The organism is Pontibacter beigongshangensis (assembly GCF_014332515.1).
In the GTDB taxonomy this organism is placed as follows: Bacteria; Bacteroidota; Bacteroidia; order Cytophagales; family Hymenobacteraceae; genus Pontibacter; species Pontibacter beigongshangensis.
The window spans coordinates 118,675-143,667 of the sequence record NZ_VFSD01000004.1 but is presented as its reverse complement, the minus strand read 5'-3'; the positions used below and the strand labels follow the sequence as shown (position 1 = coordinate 143,667).

Genomic DNA, 24,993 nt, shown 5'->3' with positions numbered 1-24,993 from the left:
ATATTTGAACGGATGATTCACCAATCCGTCCTGAAAATTAAAGAAAAGTAACGTGAGCAAAGTAAGTCCGAAAAAACACCTGGGGCAGCATTTTCTGATAGACCAGAACATCGCCATGAAAATTGTAGAGCAACTGACGCTGCACCATGGCGTAACGGATGTGCTGGAGATAGGCCCTGGCATGGGCGTGCTCACGCAGTACCTGTTGCAGCATAAAGAATACACCACCACGGTCGTAGACATAGACCGCGAATCCATCGCGTATTTAAAGGAGCACTTCCCCCAACTGCAGGACCGGATCCTCTCGGCCGATTTCCTGCGCACAGACCTAAGTACACTGTTTCCGGGTAAGTTTGCGATTATCGGTAACTTCCCATACAACATTTCGAGCCAGATCTTTTTTAAAGTGCTCCAGCACCGCGACCGGGTGCCTGAAGTAGTGTGCATGTTGCAGAAAGAGGTGGCGGAGCGGCTGGCAGCCCCTCCGGGCTCCAAAACCTATGGCATCCTGAGCGTGCTGCTGCAGGCGTTTTACACCATCGACTATAAATTTACCGTAAGTGAGCAGGTGTTTCACCCCAAGCCAAAGGTAAAGTCGGCGGTTATTGGCCTGATGCGCAACGAGGTGGAGGAGCTGCCCTGCAACGAGAAACGCTTTTTTGAGGTAGTGAAGCTCAGCTTCGGCACGCGGCGCAAAACCCTCCGCAACTGCCTGAAAACCTACAACCTGCCGCCCGAGGTGCTAACGCAGCCGGTTTTTGACCAGCGCGCCGAGCAGCTGTCGGTGCAGGAGTTTGTTCAACTTACCCAACTGATAGAGCAGAACCTGTCATGATTCATGTAGAGATTACGCGCGAGTTCATAACCCAGGTAGAGGAGGCGATTGAGCGCCAGGATAAGGCATTCATACTGGAAAGTATGACTGATTTGTATCCTGCCGATATCACCACGGTGCTGTATGAGCTCGATGCCAACGAAAGCAAGTACGTAATGGACCTGCTGCCGCCCGAGGTGGGGGCAGAGATACTGAGCGACCTGGACTATGATATCCGCACAGACTTCCTGGATAACTTTACCAGCCAGGAAATTGCCCGCTACGTGAACCTGATGGACTCGGATGATGCGGTAGACATCCTGAACGAGCAGTCGGTGCAGCGGCGCGAGGAAGTGATTGCCCTGCTAGACGAGGACCGCACGGCCGCTATCCTGGACCTGCTGCATTACGAAGAGGACTGTGCCGGCGGCCTGATGGCGAAAGAGCTCATAAAGGTGAACCTGAACTGGCGCGTACGCCAGTGCATAGAGGAGATAAGGCGGCAGGCAGAGGATGTGGCCCGGATCTATACCGTGTACGTGGTCGACAACCGCGATATTCTGGTGGGGCGCGTAAGCGTAAAGAACCTGCTGCTCTCCAAAGATGATGTGCTGGTAAAGGATATTTACAACCCCGACGTGATCTCGATAGAATCGTTTAAGGATGAGAACGAGGTGGTGGCTGTGATGCAGAAATATGACCTGGAGTCGATACCGGTGGTGAACATACAAGGCCGCCTGCTCGGGCGCATCACCATCGATGACGTGGTGGACGTGATGCAGGAGCAGGCCGAACTCAGCCGCCAGCTCATGACGGGTATCACGGAGAATGTGGAGGAAGATGACAGCGTATTCCGCATCTCACGCTCACGGCTGCCGTGGCTTATCATTGGCATGGTGGGCGGTTTGTTGGCAGCCCAGTTTATGGGGCTTTTTGAAGCCGATATTGCCATGTTGCCTGCTGTAGCCCTGTTTGTGCCGCTTATTACGGCCACGGGCGGGAATGTAGGGATTCAATCCTCCTCCATCATCATCCAGACACTTTCGTCCAACACCGTAATTTTTGAGCATTTTGGGCAGCGTATGCTAAAGGTACTGCTGGTGGCGCTCCTGAATGCGGCCATTATTTCGATACTGGTGTTTGGTTTGTCGTACTTATTCCGCAGAGATATTACGTTGTCGACGGTGGTGTCTGTGGCGCTGTTTTCGGTGGTGATGCTGGCTTCGTTAATGGGCACGCTTACACCCATGGTGCTGGACCGTTTTGGCATAAACCCGGCCGTGGCAGCAGGCCCTTTCATCACCACAGCAAACGACCTGCTTGGCCTGGCCATCTATTTTGCTGTAGCGCATGCCCTGTATAATCTGTGAATTTGGAGATTTGGAAATTGAGGAATTTGAAGATTTGTAGATGAAGGAATATGAAAATGATTCTGACGGGCTTAACACACCTAGAAATAAATAGCTACAGTAAGTTTGGTGCTGCGCATATTCTGAACATTCTTTCATTCTGGAAATTTGATTCTGACAAATACTTCCTGTAAATCCTTTCATCCTGAGAATCCTGATTCTGACAAAACAGCAGCAGCAGCAGCAGCAGCGCCTCGGGAAGGCCTTTTTTATTTAAATAATTTATATTTTATTCAGATTTAACAAATCAACTTATTACTGGTAAAAATGTCAATCACCACTTTTCGTTGCCTGATTATTGATGAAATGCATCCGAGCATTTCCGGATTGTTAGAGGCTATTGGCGTTGCGGCAGATTACAGGCCTGGAATAAAGCCGGAAGAAGTGCCGGCTGCTCTGCAGGATTTCGACGGGCTGATTGTGCGGAGCAAGATGCGCATTACCCCCGAAACAGTGGCGACAGCCAGAAAACTGCGGTTTGTTGCTCGTGCCGGTGCAGGCCTGGACAACATAGAGGTAGAAAAGCTGGAGCAGATGGGCATCGCTGTGCTGGGCGCCAACGAAGGCAACCGTGAAGCGGTAGGAGAGCATGCCCTGGGCATGCTGCTGGCGCTGATGCGGAGCATTGTCCGCAGCGACGGGCAGGTCCGGGAGCAGGTATGGCTACGCGAGGAAAACAGGGGGGAGGAGATAGGCGGCAAAACCGTCGGGATAATCGGCTATGGAAACATGGGGCAGAGCTTTGGTCGTATACTGATGGGTTTTGGCTGCCGTCTTTTAGCTCACGACTGTTACGCACCGCACAAAATAGGTGCTCCTGCTATCAGCGCCACCCTGGAAGAAATTCAGGCCGAGGCTGACATTGTGAGCCTGCACATCCCGTACTTCACTGAGAACAGGCACTTTGCCAACGAGGCCTTCTTCAGCGGTTTTAGAAAAAAAATCTGGTTCGTCAACACGTCCAGGGGAGAAGTGGTGGACCAGTCGGCGCTGGTGCAGCACCTGCAGCAGGGGCAGCTGAAGGGGGCCGCGCTCGACGTGCTGGAAAACGAGAAGCTACAAACCCTGACTGAGCGACAGCAACAGGAATTCGACTATCTGCGCAGGGCGCAACATGTTGTGCTCACGCCTCATATTGCTGGCTGGACCCATGAGTCTTATCGCAAAATAAATGAGGCGCTCGCTGCCAAAATTAAGCAGCTGCTGCTGCCGGGTTAATTAATGGTCGTTCAAATTTTATTGTCGTCAGTTTGGGGGGCGTATTTAAAAAATTGCTATATTTGCCCAAGTCTGCAGTAAAAGTGGAACATCAAAACTAATTTTTAGCAGAAGCAGAACAGTAGCCAACAGACAATCGGTAGCGCTTAAGAGCCAGCCATGCTGCTGTTTTTTTGATAGATTGAATTAACAAACAACATATACTTACAAAAAGAACGGTTATGCATGCCATAGCCGTTCTTTTTGTTTTTGTGTTTTAAACAGAAGAACTATTATGAGCAACATTTCTTATTACACTGCCGAAGGTTTACAGAAACTAAAGGATGAACTGGCAGAGTTGAAGACAAAGGGCCGGTCTGAAGTAGCACGACAGCTGGCAGAAGCACGCGACAAAGGCGACCTGAGCGAGAATGCAGAGTATGATGCGGCCAAGGATGCCCAGGGGCACCTGGAACTTAAAATTGCCAAACTGGAAGAGGTGGTAGGCAATGCCCGGCTTATCGACGAAACGCACATGGACATGAGCAAGGCCCTGATCCTGTCGAAAGTAAAGATCAAGAACACTAAAAATAACATGGTGATGGATTACACGCTGGTGGCAGAGGAAGAAGCAGATCTGGCAGCAGGCAAAATCTCTGTGAAGTCACCCATCGGCAAAGGCCTGTTGGGGAAATCGGTGGGCGATATTGCTGAGATCACGGTTCCTGCTGGTAAGCTGCAGTTCGAGGTGCTGGAAATAAGCCGATAAGACCATGGCAGCCTCTATCTTCACTAAAATAGTAAACGGCGAAATCCCTGCCTACAAAATTGTTGAGGACGACCGTTACCTGGCTTTCCTGGATGTGTTCCCGACTACGAAAGGCCACACCCTGGTGGTGCCGAAGCAACAGATCGATTATATTTTCGATCTGGACGATGAGCTATATGCCGGGCTGATGCTTTTCTCCAAGAAAGTGGCCGCTGCCATAGAAAAAGCGGTGCCCTGCAAGCGCATCGGAGTGGCCGTGGTAGGGCTGGAGGTGCCCCATGCCCACGTGCACCTGATCCCGCTCAACAGCATGCAGGACATGAACTTTGCCAACAAGCAACAATTCAGCAAAGAGGAGTTTGTAGAAGTGCTCCAAAAGATCAGGGCGGCTTACGCCAAAGGCTGACCACTTTCCCTGCAAATAAACAGCGAGAAGGCCTTCCGGCAGGCTGTCAGCCTCTGGAGGGCCTTTTTCATTAGGGTAATTCGATTGTGTGCTACTGATTTTATTGGCTGATGCTTTTATTCAGAGCTAAAAATCTAAATTGTTCAGCACTTATGATGGGGCATCAATATTTCTTTGGATGCCCGACTTTATCAAAACCATAGTCTCAACCTGACAAACAAGAGCTTGGCAATAAAAAACAGAGCCTGCAGCATTTGATTGCTGCAGGCTCTGTTTGTCTTCATACAGGCTTTTACGGCTGTGCCTCCTGCTCCTGTTCTTGCTTTGCCTCCTCTTTGGCCTGGCGCTTAAAGAAGCCTCTGAGCAGAAAGTTGTGCTGCAGCGCCTCCATGTTCTGGTCAAATTTCTCGGTGCTGGTCTCCAGGTTTTGCATGGTTGCTTTTAACCTGTTCGCAAACTCCGGGTCGTTCAGGATCACGCCGGCAGCATTGTTGCCGTTGGTCAGCTGGCTGCTTGCCTCCTGCAGGTTGTTGGTGATGGCCGTGGCAGAGCTGGTGGCCTGCTGCAGCTGCGCTACCGAGGCCTGTAACTGCCGGAATACAGAGGTATCGGTGGCAAGTTCGTTTATCAGGCCGTCTTTGGTGTTGAGCGTGGCCGTGAACTGGTTCAGCGACCGGGAAGCCCGTACGGTATTGGCAGATGTTTGCTGCAGGCTCGCTACTATGTTCCGGAAGTTGTTGGCCAGTGTAGAGTCTGTGAGCATAGCGCCTACGGTTCCCTCCCCGTTTACCAGTTTAGAGCTCAGCTCCTTAAAATCGGAGGTGATCGATACCAGGTTCTTGTTGTTTTCCTGCAGCGTCACCATCAGGTCGTCGGTATTAAGCGGGTTCTCAGACTGCAGCACGTCGCCTTCCTGTACCGGTGGAGCCTGAGGCGAGCCACCGTAGATCTCCAGAATCCGGTTGCCGATAAGGCTTTCGGAGCTGATCCTGACCCGGGCATCTCGGCGGACGAACTGCTGCACGTCGGCCTGGATGTTCAGGCTTATTTCCACCTGCGATTCTCCGGCAAATCTTATCTCTTTCACCGTTCCGATCTTTACCCCGGAGAACCAGACGTTGTTCCCAGGCTTCAGGCCAGCCACATCATCGAACACGGCATGCAGGCTGATGCTGTTAATGAAGCGTTTCTGTTGCCCTGCCAGGGTAAAAATGCCTATCACAAATATAATGATGCCCAGCAGCACAAAGATGCCAACCATCACGGAACGTTTATTTTCTGCAGCACTCATTTAGTCTATAAAGTTGTAGTTATAAAATGATTTTACGCGCTCATCCTCCGAGTCAAAAACCTCCTCAAAAGTACCCTGCCGCTGAAACTGGCCGTCGAGCAGCATGACCAGCCGGTCACCGACAGCGCGGGCACAGGTAAGGTCGTGGGTAATAATGATGGAGGACGTGTTGAACCGCCGCTGTACCTGATTGATGAGCGAGTTGATTTCGATGCAGGTAAGCGGGTCGAGTCCGGCAGTAGGCTCATCGTAGAGCATAATATCGGGCTTCAGGATCAGGGTTCGGGCAATGCCAATACGTTTGCGCTGTCCGCCCGAAAGCTCGGAGGGCATCTGATCGATGGTCTGGGAAAGACCGACTGCTTCGAGCACTATGTTTATAATGCGGTTGATCTCTTTTCTGGAAAGCTCCCTGGAGTTGCGGATCAGCGGAAACTCCAGGTTTTCGCGCACCGTCATGCTATCGTAAAGAGCGCTGTTCTGAAACGAGAACCCGATCTTCAGCCGCAGGCTGTCCAGTTCCTTCTGCGAGAGCCTGTTCACTTCTTGCCCCAGCACATTCACCTGCCCCTCGTCGGGGCGCAGCAGGCCCGAGATAATCTTGATCAGCACCGACTTGCCGGTGCCGGACCGTCCTAAAACCACCAGGTTTTCGCCTTTGTAAAGGTCCAGGTCCACCCCGCGCAGCACTTCAAATTCATCAAAGGCTTTCTTCAGCCCTTTGATGGCAATAACTTTTTGGGTTTTATCTATTTTAGGTATTTTCTTCTTCATTTAAAAAGGCCTTACAATGCTCTTATGGCGTTAATGATCTGGAGGGCAAGCAGTTCTTCGATAAAAATAAGGAACATGGCCGTTACCACCGAGGAGTTCGCTGCTTTGCCTACTCCCTCTGTTCCTTTGGAGGAGAAGTACCCTTTGTAGCAGCCTACCATGCCCACCGTAAACCCAAAAATAAAGGCTTTAATAATGGCCGAGAAAATATCCAGAAAGGTCATGGCATTAAATACCTGTTGCACGAAGGTGGCAAAACTGGTCTGCTCGTTCTGGTGCACATTCAGGTAGGCACCCGCCAGGGCCACGAGCATGGTAAACATGGTAAGGGTCGGAATCATAAAGGTGGTGGCCAGCACCCTGCTCACCACCAGAAATTTGAAAGGATTGGTGGCCGACACCTCCATCGCGTCGATCTGTTCGGTTACGCGCATGGAGCCAAGTTCTGCCCCGATGCTCGAACCCACCCTGCCTGCTGCAATAATGGCTGTTACCAAAGGGGCCAGCGCCCTGACAATGGCAATAGACACCAGGGCAGGCAGCCAGGAGGTGGCACCGAACTCCGAGAGGGAGGGGCGCGACTGGTTGGTGAACACGATGCCGATAATAAAACCTGTCAGGGCAATGAGCGGGAGTGAGCGAACGCCCACTTCGTAGCACTGCTTTATAATTTCTCTGAACTCGTAAGGCGGGAAAAATACTTCTTTAAAAAAACGGACCACAAAAAAATAGACCCTGCTTAGCTCCATTAACATGCGGTCTAACCTTCTGGTAAGAACATATTTTCTGGTTCTGGTAGGGCTTTGGTTGTCTTTTGAATCCATTTGCTAGTGTGTATGGTGCTATCCGACCGTAAACTTAATAAGTAAAATCGTTACATGGGGCTTTCTTTCTTTGATTTAATCTACTTCTTACGGAATGAGTGCCGCCGTAGGTTAAGAAAAGCCTTATCCGGTTTCCATCGTTTGGGTCAATTAATGAAGTTATAACATCATTTTGAGACATTTATTTTATTTGTCAGTGCTGAAGATTGTAGGTGAAGCCGGATAGGCAAAAAGGGCTTTTACTTTGTAGATAAGATTTAGTTTCTTTACGAGCATACTCTTTGGTTCTGGTTGCTTTAAAACGGAAGGTGGCATCTTCCTCTTACAGTTACATGGCCTGGCGCATTTCGTTGGCCTGCGCCAGGCTGTAAGATTAAAGTCTCACCTTTATACAAATATGAAAGCAGAATGTTTGCAGAAATTGGATTTGCCTGCAGGATGTATGGAGAGCAGCAGCAGCAAAATAGATCTCAGGAGGGCCTTTTTGATTAGAATAATTTATCTATCAACCTTTTTCTTCTTCTCCAACTGATCAAACCATGGCGTTTGAACGGCATGAAGAGTATTGAGGGCGCTATGGCAGCAGCGTATGCGGCCTTATGCGGAAGAAACAGAAAGGTGGAAAATAGTTTTGAATTAGTAGCAGCGTAACAGACAAATTAATTTATAATAATAATGCGGTTAAATAAGTACATAAGCGATAGCGGTATCTGCTCCAGACGGCAGGCCGACAAATACATAGAGCAAGGGCATGTGCTTATTAATGGCAAGAAGGCCAGCCTCAGCGACCAGGTCAGGCCCAAAGATGTGGTGATGGTAAACGGACATGCCATTGAGCCCAGAAAGGAAGAAGATGCCGTATACCTGGCCTTTAATAAGCCCGTTGGCATCGTAAGCACCACAGAAGCGGGCACGAAAGACAATATAGTAGAGTACATTAACCACAGCCAGCGCATTTTCCCTATCGGCCGCCTCGATAAAGATTCGCAGGGCCTTATTTTCCTGACCAGCAACGGCGATATTGTGAACAAGATTCTGCGGGCAGGCAACAGGCACGAGAAGGAATATGTGGTTACGGTAAACAAGCCCCTTACAGACCAGTTTATAGCGGGTATGGCCGGTGGCGTGCCTATACTTGGCACTACCACCAAAAAATGTGAGGTCACAAAAGAAGGGCCCAATGTTTTCCGCATCATCCTGATTCAGGGGCTGAACCGGCAGATCCGCAGAATGTGCGAATACTTTGGCTATGAAGTAACCCGGCTGGAACGGGTCCGGATCATGAACATTACCCTGAAAGGACTACCCACGGGCGACTGGCGCGACCTGACGCCGCAGGAACTCGACAATATTTTTAAGCTGATCAGTCATTCCGAATCTACACTGCCGGCCGCCGCCGCTAAAAATGGGGGCACGAAAACGGCGGCGGCCGGGCAGCAGCATCCGGTAAAGAAAGCGCCTAAAAAAGGGAAGCCGGGTAGTGGGGCTCCCAACAGAGCAGGGGCAAAAGCCTCAGAAAAATCAAGCAGACCAGGTAGTGCAGGCAAGTCAAAGAATGCCGGTGCCGGTAAGCCTGCAGGCCGCACCTCCCGCCACGAGACGGCTGGAAAGGGGAGAGGTCGGTCGCGGAAAAGGTAGATGCTATTATCGCTGCCAACCGTTATAGTCGAACCTGAGTTAACAACAAAGGCCAGCACCGTGAGGAGCTGGCCTTTGTTGTTAAATAGTACCAGAGGGAGCGGATGCGGGAATATAAGCTAAATCAGGCCCATATTCCCGCATCCGCTCCCTCTGTCATTAATAAATGATCAGGTCGTTTCCAGTATCTGGAAGAGTTCATCTAGTTTAGGAGTGAGGATAATCTCGGTGCGGCGGTTTTTCTGGCGGGCTTCCCTTGTTTTGGTTGCATCCAGAGGCACGTACAGAGAGCGGCCAGAAGGCGTTACACGGGTCGGGTCGACGCCGGCGTTGGCCAAAATGCGGGTAATCTCCGTAGCCCGGAGCACGCTCAGGTCCCAGTTGTCCTGCATGCCTACCGTTCCTCTGGCTATTGGCACGTCGTCAGTATGGCCTTCTACCAGCACATTCACATCCTGCTGCTCTTTCAGCACAGCGGCGAGCTTACGAAGAGCGTCAACGCCTTTGGGATCTACCTTGGTGGAGCCGGACTGGAACAGCAACTGCTCTGCCAGCGACACATACACCTTGCCGTTCCGCACGTTAATGGTCAGGTCCTTGTCGTTGAAGCCGAGCAGGGCACTGCTCACTTTGGCCCGGAGCGCATTTACGGCTTTGTCTTTCTCGTCGAGGATGCGCTGCAGCTCGGCCAGGCGCTGCTCACGGGCTTTCAGGTCGGCGTTCAGGCGGTCGATCTGGGTCTTGCTCATGTTCAGGTTCTCGCCCAGTGTTTTTCCTTCCTTCAGGGCCTGCGCCAGGCTGCGCTCGTACTCGTTTTTCTGCTGCTCCAGCGTAGCGCGCTCCTGCTCCAGGCTGGCTTTGTCACGCTCCAAAGTGGCTTTCTGCTGCTCAAGTGTCTGCTTCTGCTTTTCCAGGCCCGATTTGTCTACCTCCAGCGCATTTTTGCGCGACAGCAGATCTTCATACTTTTTTTTGGAGACAACACACGACGATAAGGACAGGGACCCTGCCAATAGAAACAGGGATGCTCTGTAAAAATGGTTTTTCATAAATAATGGTGATTAGGCGAAAGAGTTAAACAAATATAAGTATCCTGAAATGGTTTGAAAATGGAAAGTCATGTTTTTTTAGCAGTTGACAGTAAAGTGCTAAAGGACGTTGCTAAATTCAAAATTAGAAACTTTCTTCAGGCTGCCTCCTTCTAACAACAGAAGCGTTTTGCTGCTTTTTACAATTACGGCATGTATGCTGACCGCTTTGTGAAGCCTTCTCAGTACGAACAAAATCCGTTCCAAGGCAGGGCGGGTGCCGACAAAAAAAGAGACGCTACCGGTGGGGTGCGTCTCTTTTTTTGTCGGCTGTAAACTCAGCGGGTAGTTAATTGTTTTTGAAGAAGCCTTTTGGGTCTGGCATCTCGGCCATCAGGTTGGTGAGGTAAACAAAGTCGATGTTGGCTACGTTCTGCTCACGACCCTTGTGTAGGTAAGCCCAGGCGTCTTCGTACTTCTTCTCCTGGTATTTAACCTTAGACATGGTGTACAAGGCAAAAGCATTGGATGAGTCTGCTTCCAGGGCTTTGGAAGTGTATTCCACAACTTTCTTGAAGGTTTTTTTCTTCTTGCTCTTTTTCTGTTCGGCCTCGTGCAGCGCCAGGTAGGAAGAGGCGATATCAGAAAGCATCAGGGAGTTTTTAGGCTCAATTGCCAGCGCCTTCTCATAATAGCCTATCGATTCGCTTAACTTGCCCTGGCCGAATGTTACCAGCCCGAACGCCCAATATGTGTTGGCATTGTTGGGGTTCAGGAGCCAGGCCAGGTTAAAGCGGTATACGGCCGTGTCTACCTGCCCCTCGTTAAAATACTCCCAGCCACGGTTCATGAAAAACTGGCTGGCCTCCTGGCGGGTGCTAAAGCTGTTGTCGCAACTGGAGAGGAATTTCTGGTCTTTGATCTGCTCTGCTTCTGTTTTGGGGATGTTGCCGAACATGGGCAGCACGCTTGGGTTTGGCTGCTCGGCAGTTTCCTGGGCAAAAGAGGTTGTGGTTGCTGCAAAGAGTGCAAAAACGGCAATCAATAGTTTTCTCATGGTAAAGAATAAGTGGATGTTGTTATTTTCCTGATTTCGGAAGTCCTAAATGTAGTGCATATACAAATATTAATCAAGTATATCCTCTGTTTTACTGCTGGTAAAGGCCCTGTGGGTCAGGTTGTTTTTGCAGGAGTGCCGCCACAAAGATAGGGTCGGCTATTTCCTTGTCCTGCAAAATGCTTTTATGCAGGTACTCCCAGGCTTTGGCATATTCCTGCAGGTAATAACTGCTGATGGCCAGTTTATAATACGCATCGGCAAAGCCGGGAGAGGCTGCAATGGCGCTTTCCAGCAGTTTTTTGCTTTGGAGCAGGTCGGCGGGGCTGTTTTCGTCATAGAACCTGCCGAGGTGGCTGGTGGCGATATCGGTCAACAGCCGGGAGTTTTCCTTGTCTTTATCCAGGGCGCGGTAAAGTACATAAAGGGCCTTGTCGTAGGCCTTTTGCTGCCCGTATACCAGCCCGTAGCCCCAGAAAGTTTCGTTGTTGGTGCTGTCGAGGAGCCAGGCCCGGCCAAACAGGTAGGCGGCAGAGTCGTTTTTTTGCTCGTTAAAGTTTCGTTTAGCCTGTGCCACATAATAGGTGGCTGCTGCTTTTGCTGAAGAGAACCGCTTGATGCTTTCGATCCGGAACCTCTTCTGCTGCTCCTTTTCCTGTTGGGTCTGTGCCTGGCTCACGGGCACGACATCGGCCAGCGTGAAAGCGTTTTTATCCTGAGCCTGGGTTTCTGTTAAAGTATTCTGAGTATGGCAGGCACTCAGGCTCACCGCCACTGCACCTGCCACTGCTAACCAGTATCGCATAATTAAATTTCTTGGTTAGCAGCTATAACGCCTGAGGCGGCAAAAAAGTGCTGCAAGGCGAAATTGATTCTTCTAGAATACTAAAAAGGCACTCTAAAAGCTTTAAGAGGGCACAGCATTATTTATCAGCATCAGCATGTACAACAGAAATGAATTTTCTGAATAAGGGATTACATGATTAAACCAAAGTGCTCCATATTCCATAATTGTTCGCAGCTACCCCTTTGTTGGCTATCCATTCATTCTGTACATGCTGATGCTGACCAATTATTTAAATAAAAATGCCCCTCCGAGCATCAACAGGCCTTCTGCTGCTGTCTGAATCAGGATTCCCGGGATGAAAGGATGTGCAGAATAGGCGCAGCAACAAACGTACTGTGGCTATCTATTTCTATTGTATCGAGCCCGACAAAATCAACTCCAAATTCCATCATTTTCAAATCTCCAAATCTAAGAAAAGCCTACTGCTCGTCCGGGTAGCGCTCGCGCATCTGGCGTTCCACCATCCAGTTGGGGTAGGAGGGGGCTGGTTTGCTCACCTCCTCCAGCTGCTGCAGCTCTTCGGTTGTGAGGTCGAAGGTGGTGGAGTGGATGTTGGACTTCAGCTGCTCCGGGTTCTTGGCTCCTATAATGGTGCTGGTAATGCCTTTCTGCTGCCGGACCCAGGCCAGCGCCACCTCTGCTGCCGAAACGCCCCGGCTTTCACCCATCGGGATCAGCACGTCAATAATGTCGTAGGCTTTTTCTTTGTCGATAACCGGGAAATCAAAATTGTCGCGCCTTGACTGGCCGCCGGTGTTGGTCTTGTCGCGGGTAAATTTGCCTGACAGGAATCCGCCAGCCAGGGGGCTCCAGGGCATAAAAGCCAGGTGCTGGTCTTCGGCCAGTGGCAGCAGGTCGCGCTCCGAATCGCGGTTGGCGATGGCGTAGAAATATTGCATGGCCGCAAACTCGTGCCAGCCGTGCTGGCGGGCAATGCCGAGGGCTTTCATCACCATCCAGGCGGGCCAGTTGCAGATGCCTACATAGCGCACTTTTCCGCTCGTTACCAGGTCATGCAAAGTCTGCACCACCTGCTCCACGGAGGTCAGCTTGTCTACGCCGTGCACGTACAGCAGGTCTATATGGTCCATTTGCAGGCGTTGCAAACTCTCGTTTACCGACTGCATGATGTGGTAGCGGGAAAGGCCGATATTGTTGGCGCCGGGGGCCATGCGCCCACGCACCTTGGTGGCGATAAAGAGTTCGTTGCGCGAAATACCGGTTTGTTTCAGGCTCTCGCCCAGCAATTGCTCCGATTGCCCGTAGGAGTACACATTGGCCGTATCGATGAAGTTAATGCCCGCGTCGATGGCGATTTTCAGCAGATCATTTACCTCGCCGATCTGCTGTTTGCCGATGGCTTCCCAGTAGCCTTCTCCGCCAAAAGTCATGGTGCCAAAGCAAAGTTCCGATACCAGCACCCCTGTATCGCCTAAGAGATTATATTTCATAGTTCGTAAGAATGATTGTTACATAAGAATTAAATGTACGGGCTCCCCGTGCTTAAGATATGGCAGCTCTTGCTGCAGTAATTTAAGCAGGTGCCTAAATTGCTCAGCTTGATTAACCCACTGGCAGCAGCAATTTAGCATCCGGAGGGCATTTTTCATTCAAATAATTTGGGATTTCAGGCAGCCTCTGCTGCTACTGATCGCTTTACCATAAAAATTTCTGCAAGCCACTGTAAGTTTTTACCATCAACTGCAACTAATAAAGGAAACAAGCTACCCGTTGGCAAGTTAGAATATACTTTAGAACTATTCACTCAATCACTCATCCGCTCAATCTTTTATTTAAAAACACATGGAAGGTGAATTTCTGCAACTGATGGACCGGTACCAGGGGGTGGTGCACAAGATCTGCCGGCTTTACCGGAACAGTCCGGAAGACAGGCAGGATCTTTTTCAGGAGGTGGTGTACCAACTCTGGAAGTCTTACCCGCAGTTTAAGCATGCCTCCAAAGAAAGCACCTGGGTTTATCGTATTGCCCTGAACACGGCCCTGGCTACCTTCCGGAAAAGCAAACCACTGGTTAGTTTTACCGCCGAAGTGCCTGAACCAGCCTTTCAGGAGCCATCAGGCAGGTCGGAGCAGGAGGAGCGGCTGTTCCTGGCGCTCGGCAACCTGAACGATGTAGACAAGGCGCTGATCTCGTTGTACCTCGATGATTTCTCTTACCACGAAATTGCTGCGGTCATGGGCATCAGCGAAAGTAACGTGGGTGTCCGGCTCAACCGGATCAAATCAAAATTAAAGCAAACACTTAACGCCTAAAATGATGGATTTACAAGAAATGAAAGCCAGCTGGCAGCAGGCTGGTACTGCTCCCGGCAACAAGTTGCGCATGGAAGGCTTCCTGCATAACAAAAAGCACCTGACCGTAATCTGGAAAGTAAAGCTGAAGCTCCTGGTAGAAGCAGTTTTTATGGTGTTGCTGCTGCTCTTCTTCTACGATATTTTTGACGGCGACCAAAAGCCTGTTTATGCCAATGTGGCTCTGGTAACCGGTACTATGTTTTACTTTTGCAGCAACATGTTGGGGTACTTCGCCATTCGGCAGGTGGCAGAGGAGCAGGACATTTGCCATTCTCTGAAACGGCTCCTCCAAAAGTTGATGAGGGCCAAAGTTTTTTCGCTCACGGCCATGCTGCTATTTTCGCTCACACTTCTTCTCTTTTTTATGTCTGCGGTAGCGCTTACTCCCCAGAAACTGTTTCTGATGGCTGGCTTCCAGACGTTTGTGCTGGTGCAGGTGTACTTGTCAGGCAACATGTGGAATAGCCGCATCAGGCAGATCCGGCAACTGCTACATGAGCTGGGGGAATAGTAGGTAGGCCCCCAACTTTGCGAGGTGGTAAACTATTTTACGACAAATGACGTTATTATTATGACAGATTTCGTAACTTGAGAGTTGATTAAAATAACGGCACCATGGCAGAAACATTAAAAATAGATAGCAACCTGAGCTACGACCTTACCGACGACCGGAGCATGCTGGCCCTGGTAAGCGCGGCCAGAAAGGGCATCAAGTACGAGGCCTTTAAATCCATAGCGGAGAAAAGTCCCTTCAGCACCGATGAATGGTCTGGTTTCCTGCACCTTTCGGAGCGCACCTTTCAGCGCTATAAAAAAGAGAAGCGCACCTTCGACCCGATTCATTCTGAAAAAATAATTGAGGTGATTCTGGTGTACAACAAGGGCATTGACGTATTTGGCGACCAGGATAAGTTTAACATCTGGCTCGAGTCGCAGAGTGTTGCCCTGGGTGGCCTAAAACCAAAGGAGCTGCTTGATACCACCTTCGGCATCAGCCTGCTAAAAGATGAGCTGACCCGCATAGAACATGGTGTGCTGGCATGATCGTGTATCGCTTAAGCAAAGGCAGGTACCGTAACGACCTCTCCGGAAAAGGAGCGGAGCTGGCAGGTGGCCGCTGGAACAGCAAAGGCGTGGCCATGCTCTACACCAGCGAATCTATAGCCCTGTGTACCGTAGAGATAGCCGTGCACACGCCGCTCGGCATCGTACCCGATGATTATTACCTGATCAGTATAAAGGTGCCGGATGAGCTGCCAATGCAGGAGCTGGCCCCACAGGATTTACCCAGCGATTGGAAACTGTTCCCGCACCCCAATTCTACCCAGGAAATAGGCGATGCCTTTGTCTTCGATTCCAGGTTTCTGACCCTGAAGGTGCCATCAGCCACGGTGCAGGGAAACCACAATTTTCTGCTCAACCCCCGGCACAGAGATTTTGGCAAGGTAGAGATAGTAGGAGCAGAGCCGTTTACGTTTGATCAGCGATTGTTTGTGAAGTAGAAACAGGGCCGGGAAACCTCCCGAGGTTACTTCAGTTTTTCACTAAAAAAACTAATAGTACGTTCCCAGGCAAGTTCTGCGGCGGCTTTGTTATAGCGCGGGGTCGTGTCGTTATGGAAACCGTGGTTTACCTGAGGGTACATGTAAGCCGTGTAATCTTTTTTGTGTTCTTTTAACGCTGCCTCGTAAGCAGGCCAGCCTTCGTTCACCCGTGTATCCAGTTCTGCAAAATGCAGGAGCAGGGGAGCCTTTATATGGGGAACATCTTCGCTTGCCGGCTGACCACCGTAAAAAGGAACAGCTGCTGCTAAATCAGGAACACGGACCGCCATCATGTTCGAGATCCAGCCGCCAAAGCAGAAACCCACTACCCCAACTTTGCCATTACAGTCCGGGAAGGTTTTCAGGTAGTTGTAAGCCGCTATAAAATCTTCCAGCATCTCGTTTCTATCGCGCTTGCTTTGCATGGCACGGCCTTCATCGTCGGTGCCGGGGTAGCCACCCAGCGGTGTTAAGGCATCCGGAGCGATTGAGATAAAACCTGCCAGTGCGGCTCTTCTGCCCACATCTTCAATATATGGGTTCAGCCCCCGGTTTTCGTGCACCACTACAATGCCGCCGAGCTTCTTATTCGCTTCGGCCGGCTTAGACAAAAGCGCTTTGATGGTTCCGCCGCCTTTTGGAGACTGATACTCTACAAATTCTGATTGTAAGCGCGGGTCATCTGGTTTAACCTGGATGTTGCCCTGGTAATCGGGCGTGAGAAAACTCATGAGCGAGGCAACGGTAAGACCACCCACGGCATAAGCCGATAATTTATGCATAAACTCGCGTCGGTTCACACGGTTATGCGCGTAGTCATCATACAGGTCGAATACTTCCTGGCTGATAGTTTCTTTCTTTATTTCTTCCATGTGGTTTTCTGTTGTCGAGGTTATCACTAAAGTTATACAGGTTGCCGGAATGGCGAGTTTGCAGCACTAAGCATTGCTGAACCGCTTACCTGAGTTGCTGGCAATTCTTTACTCGCTATAGTTTTGTCTTATTTGGTCCCTTAATTTTTTCGGTGCTACTTCACAATAGGCCATGGTCAGGGCGTCCATAAAAAGGTCTTTGTTGACCGATTCCATTTCAAAAAAAGTCCAGCCCTGCTTGCCCCATCTGTTACTGACAGGATAAATATTGGTTTTGTCTGCTGAAGAAAAAACGTCCTGATCTATTTCTGAAAGTTTTAGGCAAGCTCTTTTCTCCTTGTCGGCATAGGTCGCAAAAATTTTCTTTCTAACTCTAAAAGATATTTTTTCAACATGAGGTTCTTCCTTCACGTCGGGAAAAGAAAGAGCCATTTTCCTTAAAGTCTCCAACGTTACCATAAGTCATTGTTCCTTTTTCACAGGGCTTAGGTGCGTTAAAACGCACAACCATTTTCCTTCCTCTTGTTTATAAACGTCCGTAATCCATTCATCGGCTTCCATGGGCTTGTCAGCTGCCCTTGCCAGGTACCTGTATTTTGTCCGCGGCCGGTTACCAGCGCGATGTCACCATAAACTTTGACCCTCAATACTTCCTTAGTCATGGTTGTATGCGCCAGCAATCCCTGCTCAAGTACGCTGAAAAATCTCTCCTGCGGAATTATGCCACCCTGGCTGTCTACCAGTACCCAATCGGAAGTTATACATTGTCTGATTTTGTCGACGCTATTAGATACTACAGCTTCATTGAACGTGTCTTCAATTTGTTGAAACTGCTCTATTAGTTTTTCTTCTGTCATGTTGTTCAATGGCTAAAATTTCTGCTGACAATGATCCCCAACTGATCCGCACCTGCTACGTGACATATTAGTGGCTGATGCTTACCCTCCATACCTGATTTACTTCGGTTTTTCCAGTTTCTTTAGCTTGACACCGTTGACATTGGCATCCTCAATATAAGCATAATAAAAATGGCTTTCGTCCAGAATTTGAAAAAATTACGACGGCCAGCTTTTCGGCAGATGCTGTGCTGCCAGTCTGGGCGCTATTTTCTCGTGTAGCTTTCCAAGCACGTAGTTAACATCGGCCTCATATTCCACATATAAATCCTCGTGCAGTTTGCCCAGTTTCTGCAGTACTACCTGCAGGCGCTTCACCAGGTAGGTTTGGAGGGTATCGGCGCGGTAGAGGTTGGCTACAATAAAATCGGTGTGGAGCTCCAGGCAGTGGCGCAGCATGTGCAGGGTGAGCTGGATCTCGCCTTCTTTGTCTTTGGTGTACTTTACGTGGCGGGTAATCTCGGCATTGGCAGAGCGCAGGTCCATCATCAGGTAGCCAGGCGAATAAGGTTGCTGCCTTACCATAACGTCAATATACTTTTCAACCTCGTCGCGGCGCTGCTGCAAGGAGTCGCCCTGTTCCACCAGCTCGAACTGCAGCCGCTCCACCAGGTCGGGGTTGAGCTTAAGCAGGCGGAAAAGCAGTTTGTCTTTTTCGGCATGAGGCAGTGCACTGACTGCTTTTTTAAGTTCAGGAGTTATCGCCATTGCAAATGTTATGTTAATTAAAGGTTACTTCAGTGCCAGTGGCTTCAGATCGAAGATGTCTCGGAGGGCGCGGCTGGCTGCATGGTAACCACACATGCCGTGCACGCCACCGCCCGGAGGGGTAGAGGAAGAGCAGATATAAATACCCTTGGCGGAGGTGCGGTAAGGCGAGGGGCGCAGGGCTGGTCGTGTAAACAGCTGCCCAATATCGATGATGCCCCCGTTAATGTCGCCGCCGATGTAGTTAGGGTTGTAGGTTTCCATTTGTAGCGTGTTCATGGTGTGGCGCGCCAGAATGCGGTCGCGGAAGCCGGGTGCAAAGCGCTCCACCTGTTTCTCTATGGCCTGGGTCATGTCAGTGGTAGAGCCGTTGGGCACATGGCAGTAGGCCCAGGCAGTGTGCTTTCCTTCAGGGGCGCGTGATGGGTCGAAGAGGCTCTGCTGCGCCATCAGCACGAAGGGCCGCTCCGGATGCATGCCCACAGAGGTAATTTTCTCGGAGGCTGCAATTTCTTCTAAGGTGTTGCCCAGGTGGATGGTGCCGGCCTCTAGGCATTGCGGTGCTGTAAAAGGAACTGGCCCATCCAGGGCCCAGTCTATTTTAAACACGCCCATGCCATAGCGGTATTTTTGCAGTTGCCATTTATAGAGCGAGGAGAACTGGTGCCCGGCAATGGTTAGCAGCTGTTTGGGTGTTACATCCAGCAACACGGCATGCGATGAGGGCAGCTGCTGGAGTGAGTGCACATACAGGCCGGTCTCTATCTTCCCGCCCAGCGACACAAAATAAGAGGCCAGCGCTTTGGCAATACTTTGTGAGCCACCTTTTGGTACAGGCCAACCCCGCAGGTGCCCCATGGCCAACAGCACCAGGCCAATGGCAGAAGTGGCTATGTTGCTGAGCGGCTGGATAGAGTGGGCCGCCATGCCTGCCCAGAGTCCGCGCGCCTCCATCGTCTTGAAACGGATTTTTGCTAGCAGCTCTGCCGAGGTAAGGGCATTGAGGCCAAAACGGGCCATGGCAATGGGGTGGCCGGGAATAGTAAGCGGGCCGAGGGTGGCGTGCGCAATGTTTGGCCAGTCGGAAACGAGCGGCTTTATCAGCTGCAGGTAGGCCTGCTCATCGGCTCCCAGCAGCCGGGCCGTTTCGGCCATTGATTTTTTTAGCACCGCAGCAGTACCGTTGTCGAATGGGTGGGCTGCGGAGATGGGAGGAGAGATATACTCCAGGCCGTGCTCGTGCAGTGGCAGCGCTTTAAACAAAGGCGACTCGGCGGCCAGCGGGTGAATGGCCGAGCAGATATCGTGCACAAAGCCAGGCAAGGTAAGCTCCGCCGACCGCAGACCGCCGCCGATGGTATCTTTCCCCTCGATCAGCAACACCGACAAACCGGCCTGTTGCAGCGTAATGGCGGCTCCCAGTCCGTTTGGTCCCGAACCGACTACTATGGCATCGTAATCCCGTTTCTCCAGCTTTTTCAAATTGGCGCATTTAAATGTTGTGGCAGAAGCAGCTTTACTTCTGATGATCTTTTTGCAGTTTATTTGATTAAGATATTCGGAAGTAAATTCAGCAGCTTTCTGCTCTGTTCCCGTCTAAACAAATATAGGATAATCCTCCTTCTAAAAAGGATGCGAAGACACATTTATAGTAATTTCGGATTTTTTACCGGCTGCTTATCCCTGGCTTGACCCAGTCCGAATTATTCTAATGAAATGGGCCCTCCAAAGGGTATTGCTGCTCCTGATGCCGGAATCATTAAACAAGCCCCTTCACCCAAGGATTATAGAAAGTGACTTAACTTCCCGGAAATCGAACTTGTATGGCCATCTGCTACAGGACACAAGACGCAGGACATAAGGCATAAGATTTTTTCACAATGAGAACAAATCACATGTTGAATCCCGTTAAGTTCTGTTGCTGTCTATAAAATCAGCAATATAACAATTCAGCAATCAGCAACTAACAATCAAATTATTCCAATGATTTTGCCCTTCCCCAGGATGCTGCTGCTCCTGCTGCTGTTCACCGGATTCAGGGACGGGCTTTTAATCGGGCCTGCTTTTTGCGGCCAGTTTGTACAACCTTTTCCTGAAAATTTCAGAAAGATGTTTTAGATTGCCACAAACCAGTTTTAGTAACAATGAAAATAGCACCAAAAGCACTCCTGTTCGATTTGAACGGAACGATGATTGACGATATGCAATTCCATACGCAAGCCTGGCACCAGATACTGACAGAGGACCTGGGAGCGGAGCTGAGTTATGACGAAGTAAAGGGCCACATGTATGGCAAGAACAGCGAAGTGCTGGCCAGGATCTTCGGGAAAGAGCACTTCCCGGAAGACAGGGTAACCGAAATTTCTTTTGAGAAGGAGCGGAGGTACCAGAAAGCCTACTTTGAGCACCTGAAGCTAATAAATGGCCTCGATGCGGTGCTGGAGCAGGCCTATGAAAAGGGCATTAAAATGGCCGTAGGATCTGCCGCCATCCCCTTTAACATCGATTTCGTGCTCGACAACCTTAACATCCGCCATTTTTTTGATGCCGTAGTCAGTGCCGACGATGTAAACGAGAGCAAGCCGGACCCGGAAACCTTTGTGAAAGCGGCGCAGCTGCTTGGAGTGGACCCAGCCGACTGCATTGTGCTGGAAGATGCCCCAAAAGGAGTGGAGGCTGCCAGAAACGCAGGCATGCCATGCGTGGTGCTCACCACCACCCACGAGAAAGATGAATTCAGCAGCTACGACAACATTCTCTTTTTTATTACCGATTACAACGACCCTTCGGTAAAAGAACTTTTCTAAATGGAGCAGCAGCAGCAGAGCCTCCGGAGGACCTTTTTGATTAGAATAATTGGCGCTGGAGTCTGTTGCTGTTATTGTGCTGTTGGCACAAGTTATAAACGAAAAAAAGAGCGGGTGTGAGCCCGCTCTTTCTTTCGTTTATGCTGGAGCAGAGAATACCCTGACCATCATTTCTAATTTTTAATTTGGCGCAGCCACTAGCGGTACAATTGAAAGTAAGCCTCGCTCCAGCGCAGCTCATTTTTCAGCTGGCTCAGTTTGGTGTCTTTGCCTATGATCACACACTCAATACCGGCCATCTCAGCGAAGTCTTCCAATTGCTCCGCCGTGATGTTCTGGCTGTAGCAGGTATGGTGGGCACCTCCGGCCAGAATCCAGGCAGCGGCGCCAGTCTTCATGTCAGGCAGCGGTTTCCAGAGCACGCGGGCTACTGGCAGCTTTGGCAGGTCCTGCTGCGGATCAACAGCCTCTACTTCGTTCACGATCAGGCGGAAACGGTTGCCCATATCCACAATAGAGGCGTTCAGCGCAGGGCCTCCTTTGGCATTGAACACCAACCGAACCGGATCGGCTTTGCCGCCTATGCCCAACGGGTGAATTTCACAGGAAGGCTTGTCGGCTGCCAGGCACTCGTCAACTTCCAGCATGTGGGAACCCAATACCAGAGAGTTTCCTGGCTCGAAGTGGTAGGTATAGTCTTCCATAAAGGCGTTGCCACCTTCCAGGCCGCTTCCCATCACTTTCATGGCTCGCACCAGGGCAGCAGTTTTCCAGTCGCCTTCGCCGGCAAAACCGTAGCCTTCGTTCATGAGGCGCTGTACGGCAATACCGGGTAATTGCGGCATGCCATGCAGGTCCTCGAAGGTGTCGGAGAAGCCTTTGTAGCCACCGTCCAGCAGGAAGGTGCGCATGCCGATCTCTATTTTAGCAGCCTCACGGAGAGAGGCACGCTGGGCGCCACCTTCTTTCAACGGCTCTGCAATAGTGTACTTTTCTTCGTATTCAGCTACTAAAGCATCTATAGCCTCTTCGCTTACTTTATTGATTACCTGTACCAAATCGCCGATGCCGTGGGTGTTTACGGCAAAGCCGAACTTCAGCTCAGCCTCCACTTTGTCGCCATCGGTAACGGCTACAAAGCGCATGTTGTCGCCGAAGCGCACGAATTTGGCTCCCTGCCAGTCGTACCAGCCGCAGGCCACACGGCTCCAGTTGCCGATCTCTTTCTGCACCTCGTCTTCCTGCCAGTGGCCTACCACTACTTTGCGGTTTATGCGCATGCGCGACACCATAAACCCGAACTCACGGTCGCCGTGGGCGCTTTGCGTCAGGTTCATAAAGTCCATGTCGATGGTGCTCCACGGAATATCGCGGTTGAACTGCGTATGCAGGTGCAGCAACGGCTTCTGCAATACTTTCAGGCCGTTGATCCACATTTTGGCAGGGGAGAAGGTGTGCATCCAGGCAATAACACCCACGCAGTTTTCGGCTACGTTGGCTTGCTGGCAAATACGGAAAATCTCCTCTGTGCTTTTAACTACCGGCTTAAAAACCACCCGAACCGGTACCGTGGCCGACTGGCTCAGACCTTCGGCAATCTGCTTTGAATGCTCGTCTACCTGCTTCAGCGTTTCTTCGCCATAAAGATCCTGGCTGCCTGTAACGAACCAGACCTCAAATTGTTTTAAATCTATCATGATAATAATTGTCTATTATACAATAACAAATAAAGGCTAAAAAAAGGTGTTTACCAACTTTACATTAGTAAACACCTTTTTAATTAATGCCAGAGGAAGTAATAAATCAGGAAGAGGATAACTACAATTCCAATAGCTCCCAGGTTAAACGGTGTGCCCGTATTAAACAAGGTAGGGTCAGATACAATGGCGCGCTTATCGGCCAGTTCAACCCGTGCGTTGGTGTAGAGAATAATCCCGATCATGATAAGCATGGCAGCCATAAAGTAACCGGCTTCGATGGCCAGGTGGCTGTATTCCTGCGCAAAAATAATGGTCAGCACCAGGGCTACCAGGCCAAGGGCGAAGAACACGTACGAATACGATGTAAGCTGACGCTGTCGTTTTTCATCAGGAAGCGCCATCTTAACTTTAGCACCCGTCTCCAGCATGCTGATAGTACAGGCTATAACGCACAGAATGATGAACACATAGCCCATACGGAGCAGGAAAGGCATATCAGGACTGATTATTTTGAAGATAATACCAGCCGGAATAGTAGCTATGGCCGTCCAGAGAGCGGCATTCGGGGTGATCTGTTTCCAGAAAAGGCCCATACCGAACACGGCAACCACACCCGGATAAATATAGCCGGTATACTCCTGAATGTACTGGAACACCTGGTCGAGGGAAGCGAGCTGCGGAGCAACTAAAGCGGCAATAGAAAGCGCCACAATAGCTACTATACGGCCAACGCGCACCAGCACTTTGTTGCTGGCGTTCGGGCTGAAATAAGGCTTGAAAATGTCCATGGTGAAGATGGTGGAGGTACTGTTCACCATCGAAGCCAGCGAGGAAACAATGGCCGCCGCAAGAGCCGCAAAAGCCAGCCCTCGTACGCCTTCCGGCACAAAGTTTTTCAGCAGCCAGGGGTACGCCTGGTCAGACTTGGCAATGGTGCCCACCGCTTCTATTGGCTTACCTAATATAGCTGCCAGCTCTTCGGGGGTGTGCCCGTTGATCAGCACATACGCTGTGATGCCAGGAATTACCACGATGATCGGCATGAGGAGTTTCAGGTAACCGGCAAACAAAAGGCCTCTTTTAGCTTCGTTAATGCTTTTGGCAGCCAGACCTTTCTGAATGATATACTGGTTAAAACCCCAGTAGCCCAGGTTGGTGGCCCACATGGCACCCGCAATTACGGCAATACCCGGCAAGTCGATAAAGGCATCTTTCTGGCCGCCGGAGCCGTCCGGTATCATCAGGTGGCCTTCAGGGATGATCATGGAGAAGTGGTCTCTGCCTTTTTCGTAGATGTTGGACAGGCCGGCAAAAATACCCTCGCCTTCGCCTACGGCCTGCAGGGCCAGGAAAGTGGTTACCAGACCGCCGCCTACCATAAAGAACACCTGAATTACGTCGGTCCAGGCCACAGCTTCCAAACCACCATAAATAGAGTAGATGGCTGAGAATAACAGCAGGCCGATAATGCCATACACGAGCGGAACGCCCATGATCTGCTCCAGGGCCAGGGCACCCAGGTAGCTCACAGAGGTCAGGTTCACGAACACGTATACCAGCAGCCAGAACACGGCAAAAGCGGTACTCACACCACGGTTAAAGCGCTCGTTCAGGAACTGAGGCATGGTATAAATGCCCTTGTCAATAAAAACAGGAAGGAAATATTTGGCTACGATAATAAGAGCCAGCGCCGCCATCCACTCGTAGGCCGAGATGGCCAGACCAATGGCAAAGCCGGAGCCGGAGGTTCCAATAAAGTGTTCTGCCGAGATGTTAGCGGCTATAAGCGACGCGCCAACGGCCCACCAGGTGAGCGATTTGTCTGCCAGGAAGTATTCCTGTGCCGTCTTTTCCACCCCTTTTTTCGATCTTGATACCCAGAGTCCCATAAAGATGATGACGCAGGCATAGAGAATAAAGACGATGTAATCCAGTGTTGAGAATCCAGAATTCATTTGTCGGTTTTGTGTTGTGTAAAGATGTGTGAATTAGCGATGTTTAAACAGTTTTTAGAATTTGATTTAAATATAGGAATTTTCTTTTACGCCAATCACATGACAGTGAAATAGTGCGCTGTTTTTTTTAAATAGATGAAA

25 protein-coding genes are annotated in these 24,993 nt (G+C 50.3%); 11 read left to right on the top strand and 14 right to left on the bottom strand.

Annotated features, from left to right (window positions below; all coding sequences use genetic code 11):
- Positions 1-52: 52 nt before the first annotated feature.
- From rsmA to FJM74_RS05580, 5 genes are all read left to right on the top strand, one after another.
- The gene (gene rsmA, locus FJM74_RS05600; protein ID WP_187261586.1) at positions 53-835 is read left to right on the top strand and encodes a 16S rRNA (adenine(1518)-N(6)/adenine(1519)-N(6))-dimethyltransferase RsmA; all 783 of its coding nucleotides are present in this window, start codon (positions 53-55) and stop codon (positions 833-835) included.
- Entirely contained in the window at positions 835-2,184 is a 1,350-nt protein-coding gene (gene mgtE, locus FJM74_RS05595; RefSeq protein ID WP_187261667.1) for a magnesium transporter, read from the top strand. The genes rsmA and mgtE overlap by 1 nt, the downstream gene beginning before the upstream one ends.
- Before the next feature lie 306 nt (positions 2,185-2,490).
- Positions 2,491-3,441 carry an NAD(P)-dependent oxidoreductase gene (locus FJM74_RS05590; RefSeq protein ID WP_187261585.1) on the top strand — a complete coding sequence of 317 codons (951 nt, stop codon included), beginning with the start codon at positions 2,491-2,493 and terminating at the stop codon, positions 3,439-3,441.
- A gap of 274 nt (positions 3,442-3,715) precedes the next feature.
- On the top strand, positions 3,716-4,189 hold the full coding sequence (gene greA / locus FJM74_RS05585) for a transcription elongation factor GreA (protein WP_187261584.1): 474 nt from the start codon (positions 3,716-3,718) through the stop codon (positions 4,187-4,189).
- 4 nt (positions 4,190-4,193) lie between these two features.
- Positions 4,194-4,595: an HIT family protein gene (locus tag FJM74_RS05580; protein ID WP_187261583.1), complete on the top strand. Its 402-nt coding sequence runs from the start codon at positions 4,194-4,196 to the stop codon at positions 4,593-4,595.
- A 292-nt stretch (positions 4,596-4,887) separates the two neighbouring features.
- Here FJM74_RS05580 and FJM74_RS05575 read toward each other — a convergent pair whose 3' ends face one another.
- From FJM74_RS05575 to FJM74_RS05565, 3 genes are read right to left on the bottom strand one after another with little or no spacing between them, the layout of a single operon-like run.
- The gene (locus tag FJM74_RS05575; RefSeq protein WP_187261582.1) at positions 4,888-5,886 is read right to left on the bottom strand and encodes an MlaD family protein; all 999 of its coding nucleotides are present in this window, start codon (positions 5,884-5,886) and stop codon (positions 4,888-4,890) included.
- Positions 5,887-6,660, bottom strand: coding sequence for an ABC transporter ATP-binding protein (locus FJM74_RS05570; RefSeq protein ID WP_187261581.1), 774 nt, complete (start codon positions 6,658-6,660; stop codon positions 5,887-5,889). It abuts the gene before it with no gap.
- Between the two features lie 11 nt (positions 6,661-6,671).
- A complete protein-coding gene (locus FJM74_RS05565) occupies positions 6,672-7,484 on the bottom strand; it encodes an MlaE family ABC transporter permease (protein WP_187261580.1) in 813 nt (270 codons plus the stop codon).
- Positions 7,485-8,159: 675 nt separating this feature from the next.
- Between FJM74_RS05565 and rluF the strand changes: the two genes are divergently transcribed.
- On the top strand, positions 8,160-9,122 hold the full coding sequence (rluF, locus tag FJM74_RS05560) for a 23S rRNA pseudouridine(2604) synthase RluF (protein ID WP_187261579.1): 963 nt from the start codon (positions 8,160-8,162) through the stop codon (positions 9,120-9,122).
- Positions 9,123-9,292: 170 nt separating this feature from the next.
- Here the strand turns inward: rluF and FJM74_RS05555 are convergent, their stop codons facing one another.
- The 4 genes from FJM74_RS05555 to FJM74_RS05540 all read right to left on the bottom strand — a co-directional run bounded on the left by FJM74_RS05555 (position 9,293) and on the right by FJM74_RS05540 (position 13,505).
- The gene (locus FJM74_RS05555; RefSeq protein ID WP_187261578.1) at positions 9,293-10,171 is read right to left on the bottom strand and encodes an OmpA/MotB family protein; all 879 of its coding nucleotides are present in this window, start codon (positions 10,169-10,171) and stop codon (positions 9,293-9,295) included.
- A gap of 328 nt (positions 10,172-10,499) precedes the next feature.
- Positions 10,500-11,207: a tetratricopeptide repeat protein gene (locus tag FJM74_RS05550; RefSeq protein ID WP_187261577.1), complete on the bottom strand. Its 708-nt coding sequence runs from the start codon at positions 11,205-11,207 to the stop codon at positions 10,500-10,502.
- Between the two features lie 91 nt (positions 11,208-11,298).
- Entirely contained in the window at positions 11,299-12,012 is a 714-nt protein-coding gene (locus tag FJM74_RS05545) for a tetratricopeptide repeat protein (RefSeq protein WP_187261576.1), read from the bottom strand.
- Positions 12,013-12,473: 461 nt separating this feature from the next.
- Positions 12,474-13,505, bottom strand: coding sequence for an aldo/keto reductase (locus tag FJM74_RS05540; RefSeq protein ID WP_187261575.1), 1,032 nt, complete (start codon positions 13,503-13,505; stop codon positions 12,474-12,476).
- 352 nt (positions 13,506-13,857) lie between these two features.
- Between FJM74_RS05540 and FJM74_RS05535 the strand changes: the two genes are divergently transcribed.
- The 4 genes from FJM74_RS05535 (at position 13,858) to FJM74_RS05520 (ending at position 15,872) form a co-directional block, all read left to right on the top strand.
- A complete protein-coding gene (locus FJM74_RS05535) occupies positions 13,858-14,328 on the top strand; it encodes an RNA polymerase sigma factor (RefSeq protein ID WP_187261574.1) in 471 nt (156 codons plus the stop codon).
- A 1-nt stretch (position 14,329) separates the two neighbouring features.
- Positions 14,330-14,881, top strand: coding sequence for a hypothetical protein (locus FJM74_RS05530; RefSeq protein ID WP_187261573.1), 552 nt, complete (start codon positions 14,330-14,332; stop codon positions 14,879-14,881).
- 104 nt (positions 14,882-14,985) lie between these two features.
- On the top strand, positions 14,986-15,414 hold the full coding sequence (parS, locus tag FJM74_RS05525) for a type II RES/Xre toxin-antitoxin system antitoxin (RefSeq protein WP_187261572.1): 429 nt from the start codon (positions 14,986-14,988) through the stop codon (positions 15,412-15,414).
- Positions 15,411-15,872: an RES family NAD+ phosphorylase gene (locus FJM74_RS05520; protein WP_187261571.1), complete on the top strand. Its 462-nt coding sequence runs from the start codon at positions 15,411-15,413 to the stop codon at positions 15,870-15,872. Before parS ends, FJM74_RS05520 begins: the two co-directional genes overlap by 4 nt.
- Before the next feature lie 26 nt (positions 15,873-15,898).
- On the opposite strand, the gene FJM74_RS05515 is transcribed toward FJM74_RS05520, so the two are convergent.
- From FJM74_RS05515 to FJM74_RS05495, 5 genes are all read right to left on the bottom strand, one after another.
- On the bottom strand, positions 15,899-16,786 hold the full coding sequence (locus FJM74_RS05515) for a dienelactone hydrolase family protein (RefSeq protein WP_187261570.1): 888 nt from the start codon (positions 16,784-16,786) through the stop codon (positions 15,899-15,901).
- A gap of 108 nt (positions 16,787-16,894) precedes the next feature.
- A complete protein-coding gene (locus FJM74_RS05510; protein WP_187261569.1) occupies positions 16,895-17,245 on the bottom strand; it encodes an MmcQ/YjbR family DNA-binding protein in 351 nt (116 codons plus the stop codon).
- A gap of 35 nt (positions 17,246-17,280) precedes the next feature.
- Positions 17,281-17,643, bottom strand: a complete 363-nt coding sequence (locus FJM74_RS05505) for a nuclear transport factor 2 family protein (RefSeq protein ID WP_206684002.1) — start codon at positions 17,641-17,643, stop codon at positions 17,281-17,283.
- A 198-nt stretch (positions 17,644-17,841) separates the two neighbouring features.
- Complete coding sequence (locus FJM74_RS05500) at positions 17,842-18,390, bottom strand: hypothetical protein (protein ID WP_187261568.1); 549 nt, start codon at positions 18,388-18,390, stop codon at positions 17,842-17,844.
- Between the two features lie 24 nt (positions 18,391-18,414).
- Entirely contained in the window at positions 18,415-19,863 is a 1,449-nt protein-coding gene (locus FJM74_RS05495; protein ID WP_187261666.1) for a phytoene desaturase family protein, read from the bottom strand.
- A 671-nt stretch (positions 19,864-20,534) separates the two neighbouring features.
- Here FJM74_RS05495 and FJM74_RS05490 point away from each other — a divergent pair.
- Positions 20,535-21,197 (top strand): HAD family hydrolase, encoded by a 663-nt coding sequence (locus tag FJM74_RS05490; RefSeq protein ID WP_187261567.1) that lies wholly within the window; start codon positions 20,535-20,537, stop codon positions 21,195-21,197.
- A gap of 197 nt (positions 21,198-21,394) precedes the next feature.
- On the opposite strand, the gene araA is transcribed toward FJM74_RS05490, so the two are convergent.
- On the bottom strand, positions 21,395-22,894 hold the full coding sequence (araA, locus tag FJM74_RS05485; RefSeq protein ID WP_187261566.1) for an L-arabinose isomerase: 1,500 nt from the start codon (positions 22,892-22,894) through the stop codon (positions 21,395-21,397).
- Between the two features lie 83 nt (positions 22,895-22,977).
- Positions 22,978-24,852, bottom strand: coding sequence for a sodium/sugar symporter (locus FJM74_RS05480; protein WP_187261565.1), 1,875 nt, complete (start codon positions 24,850-24,852; stop codon positions 22,978-22,980).
- Positions 24,853-24,993: the final 141 nt, after the last annotated feature.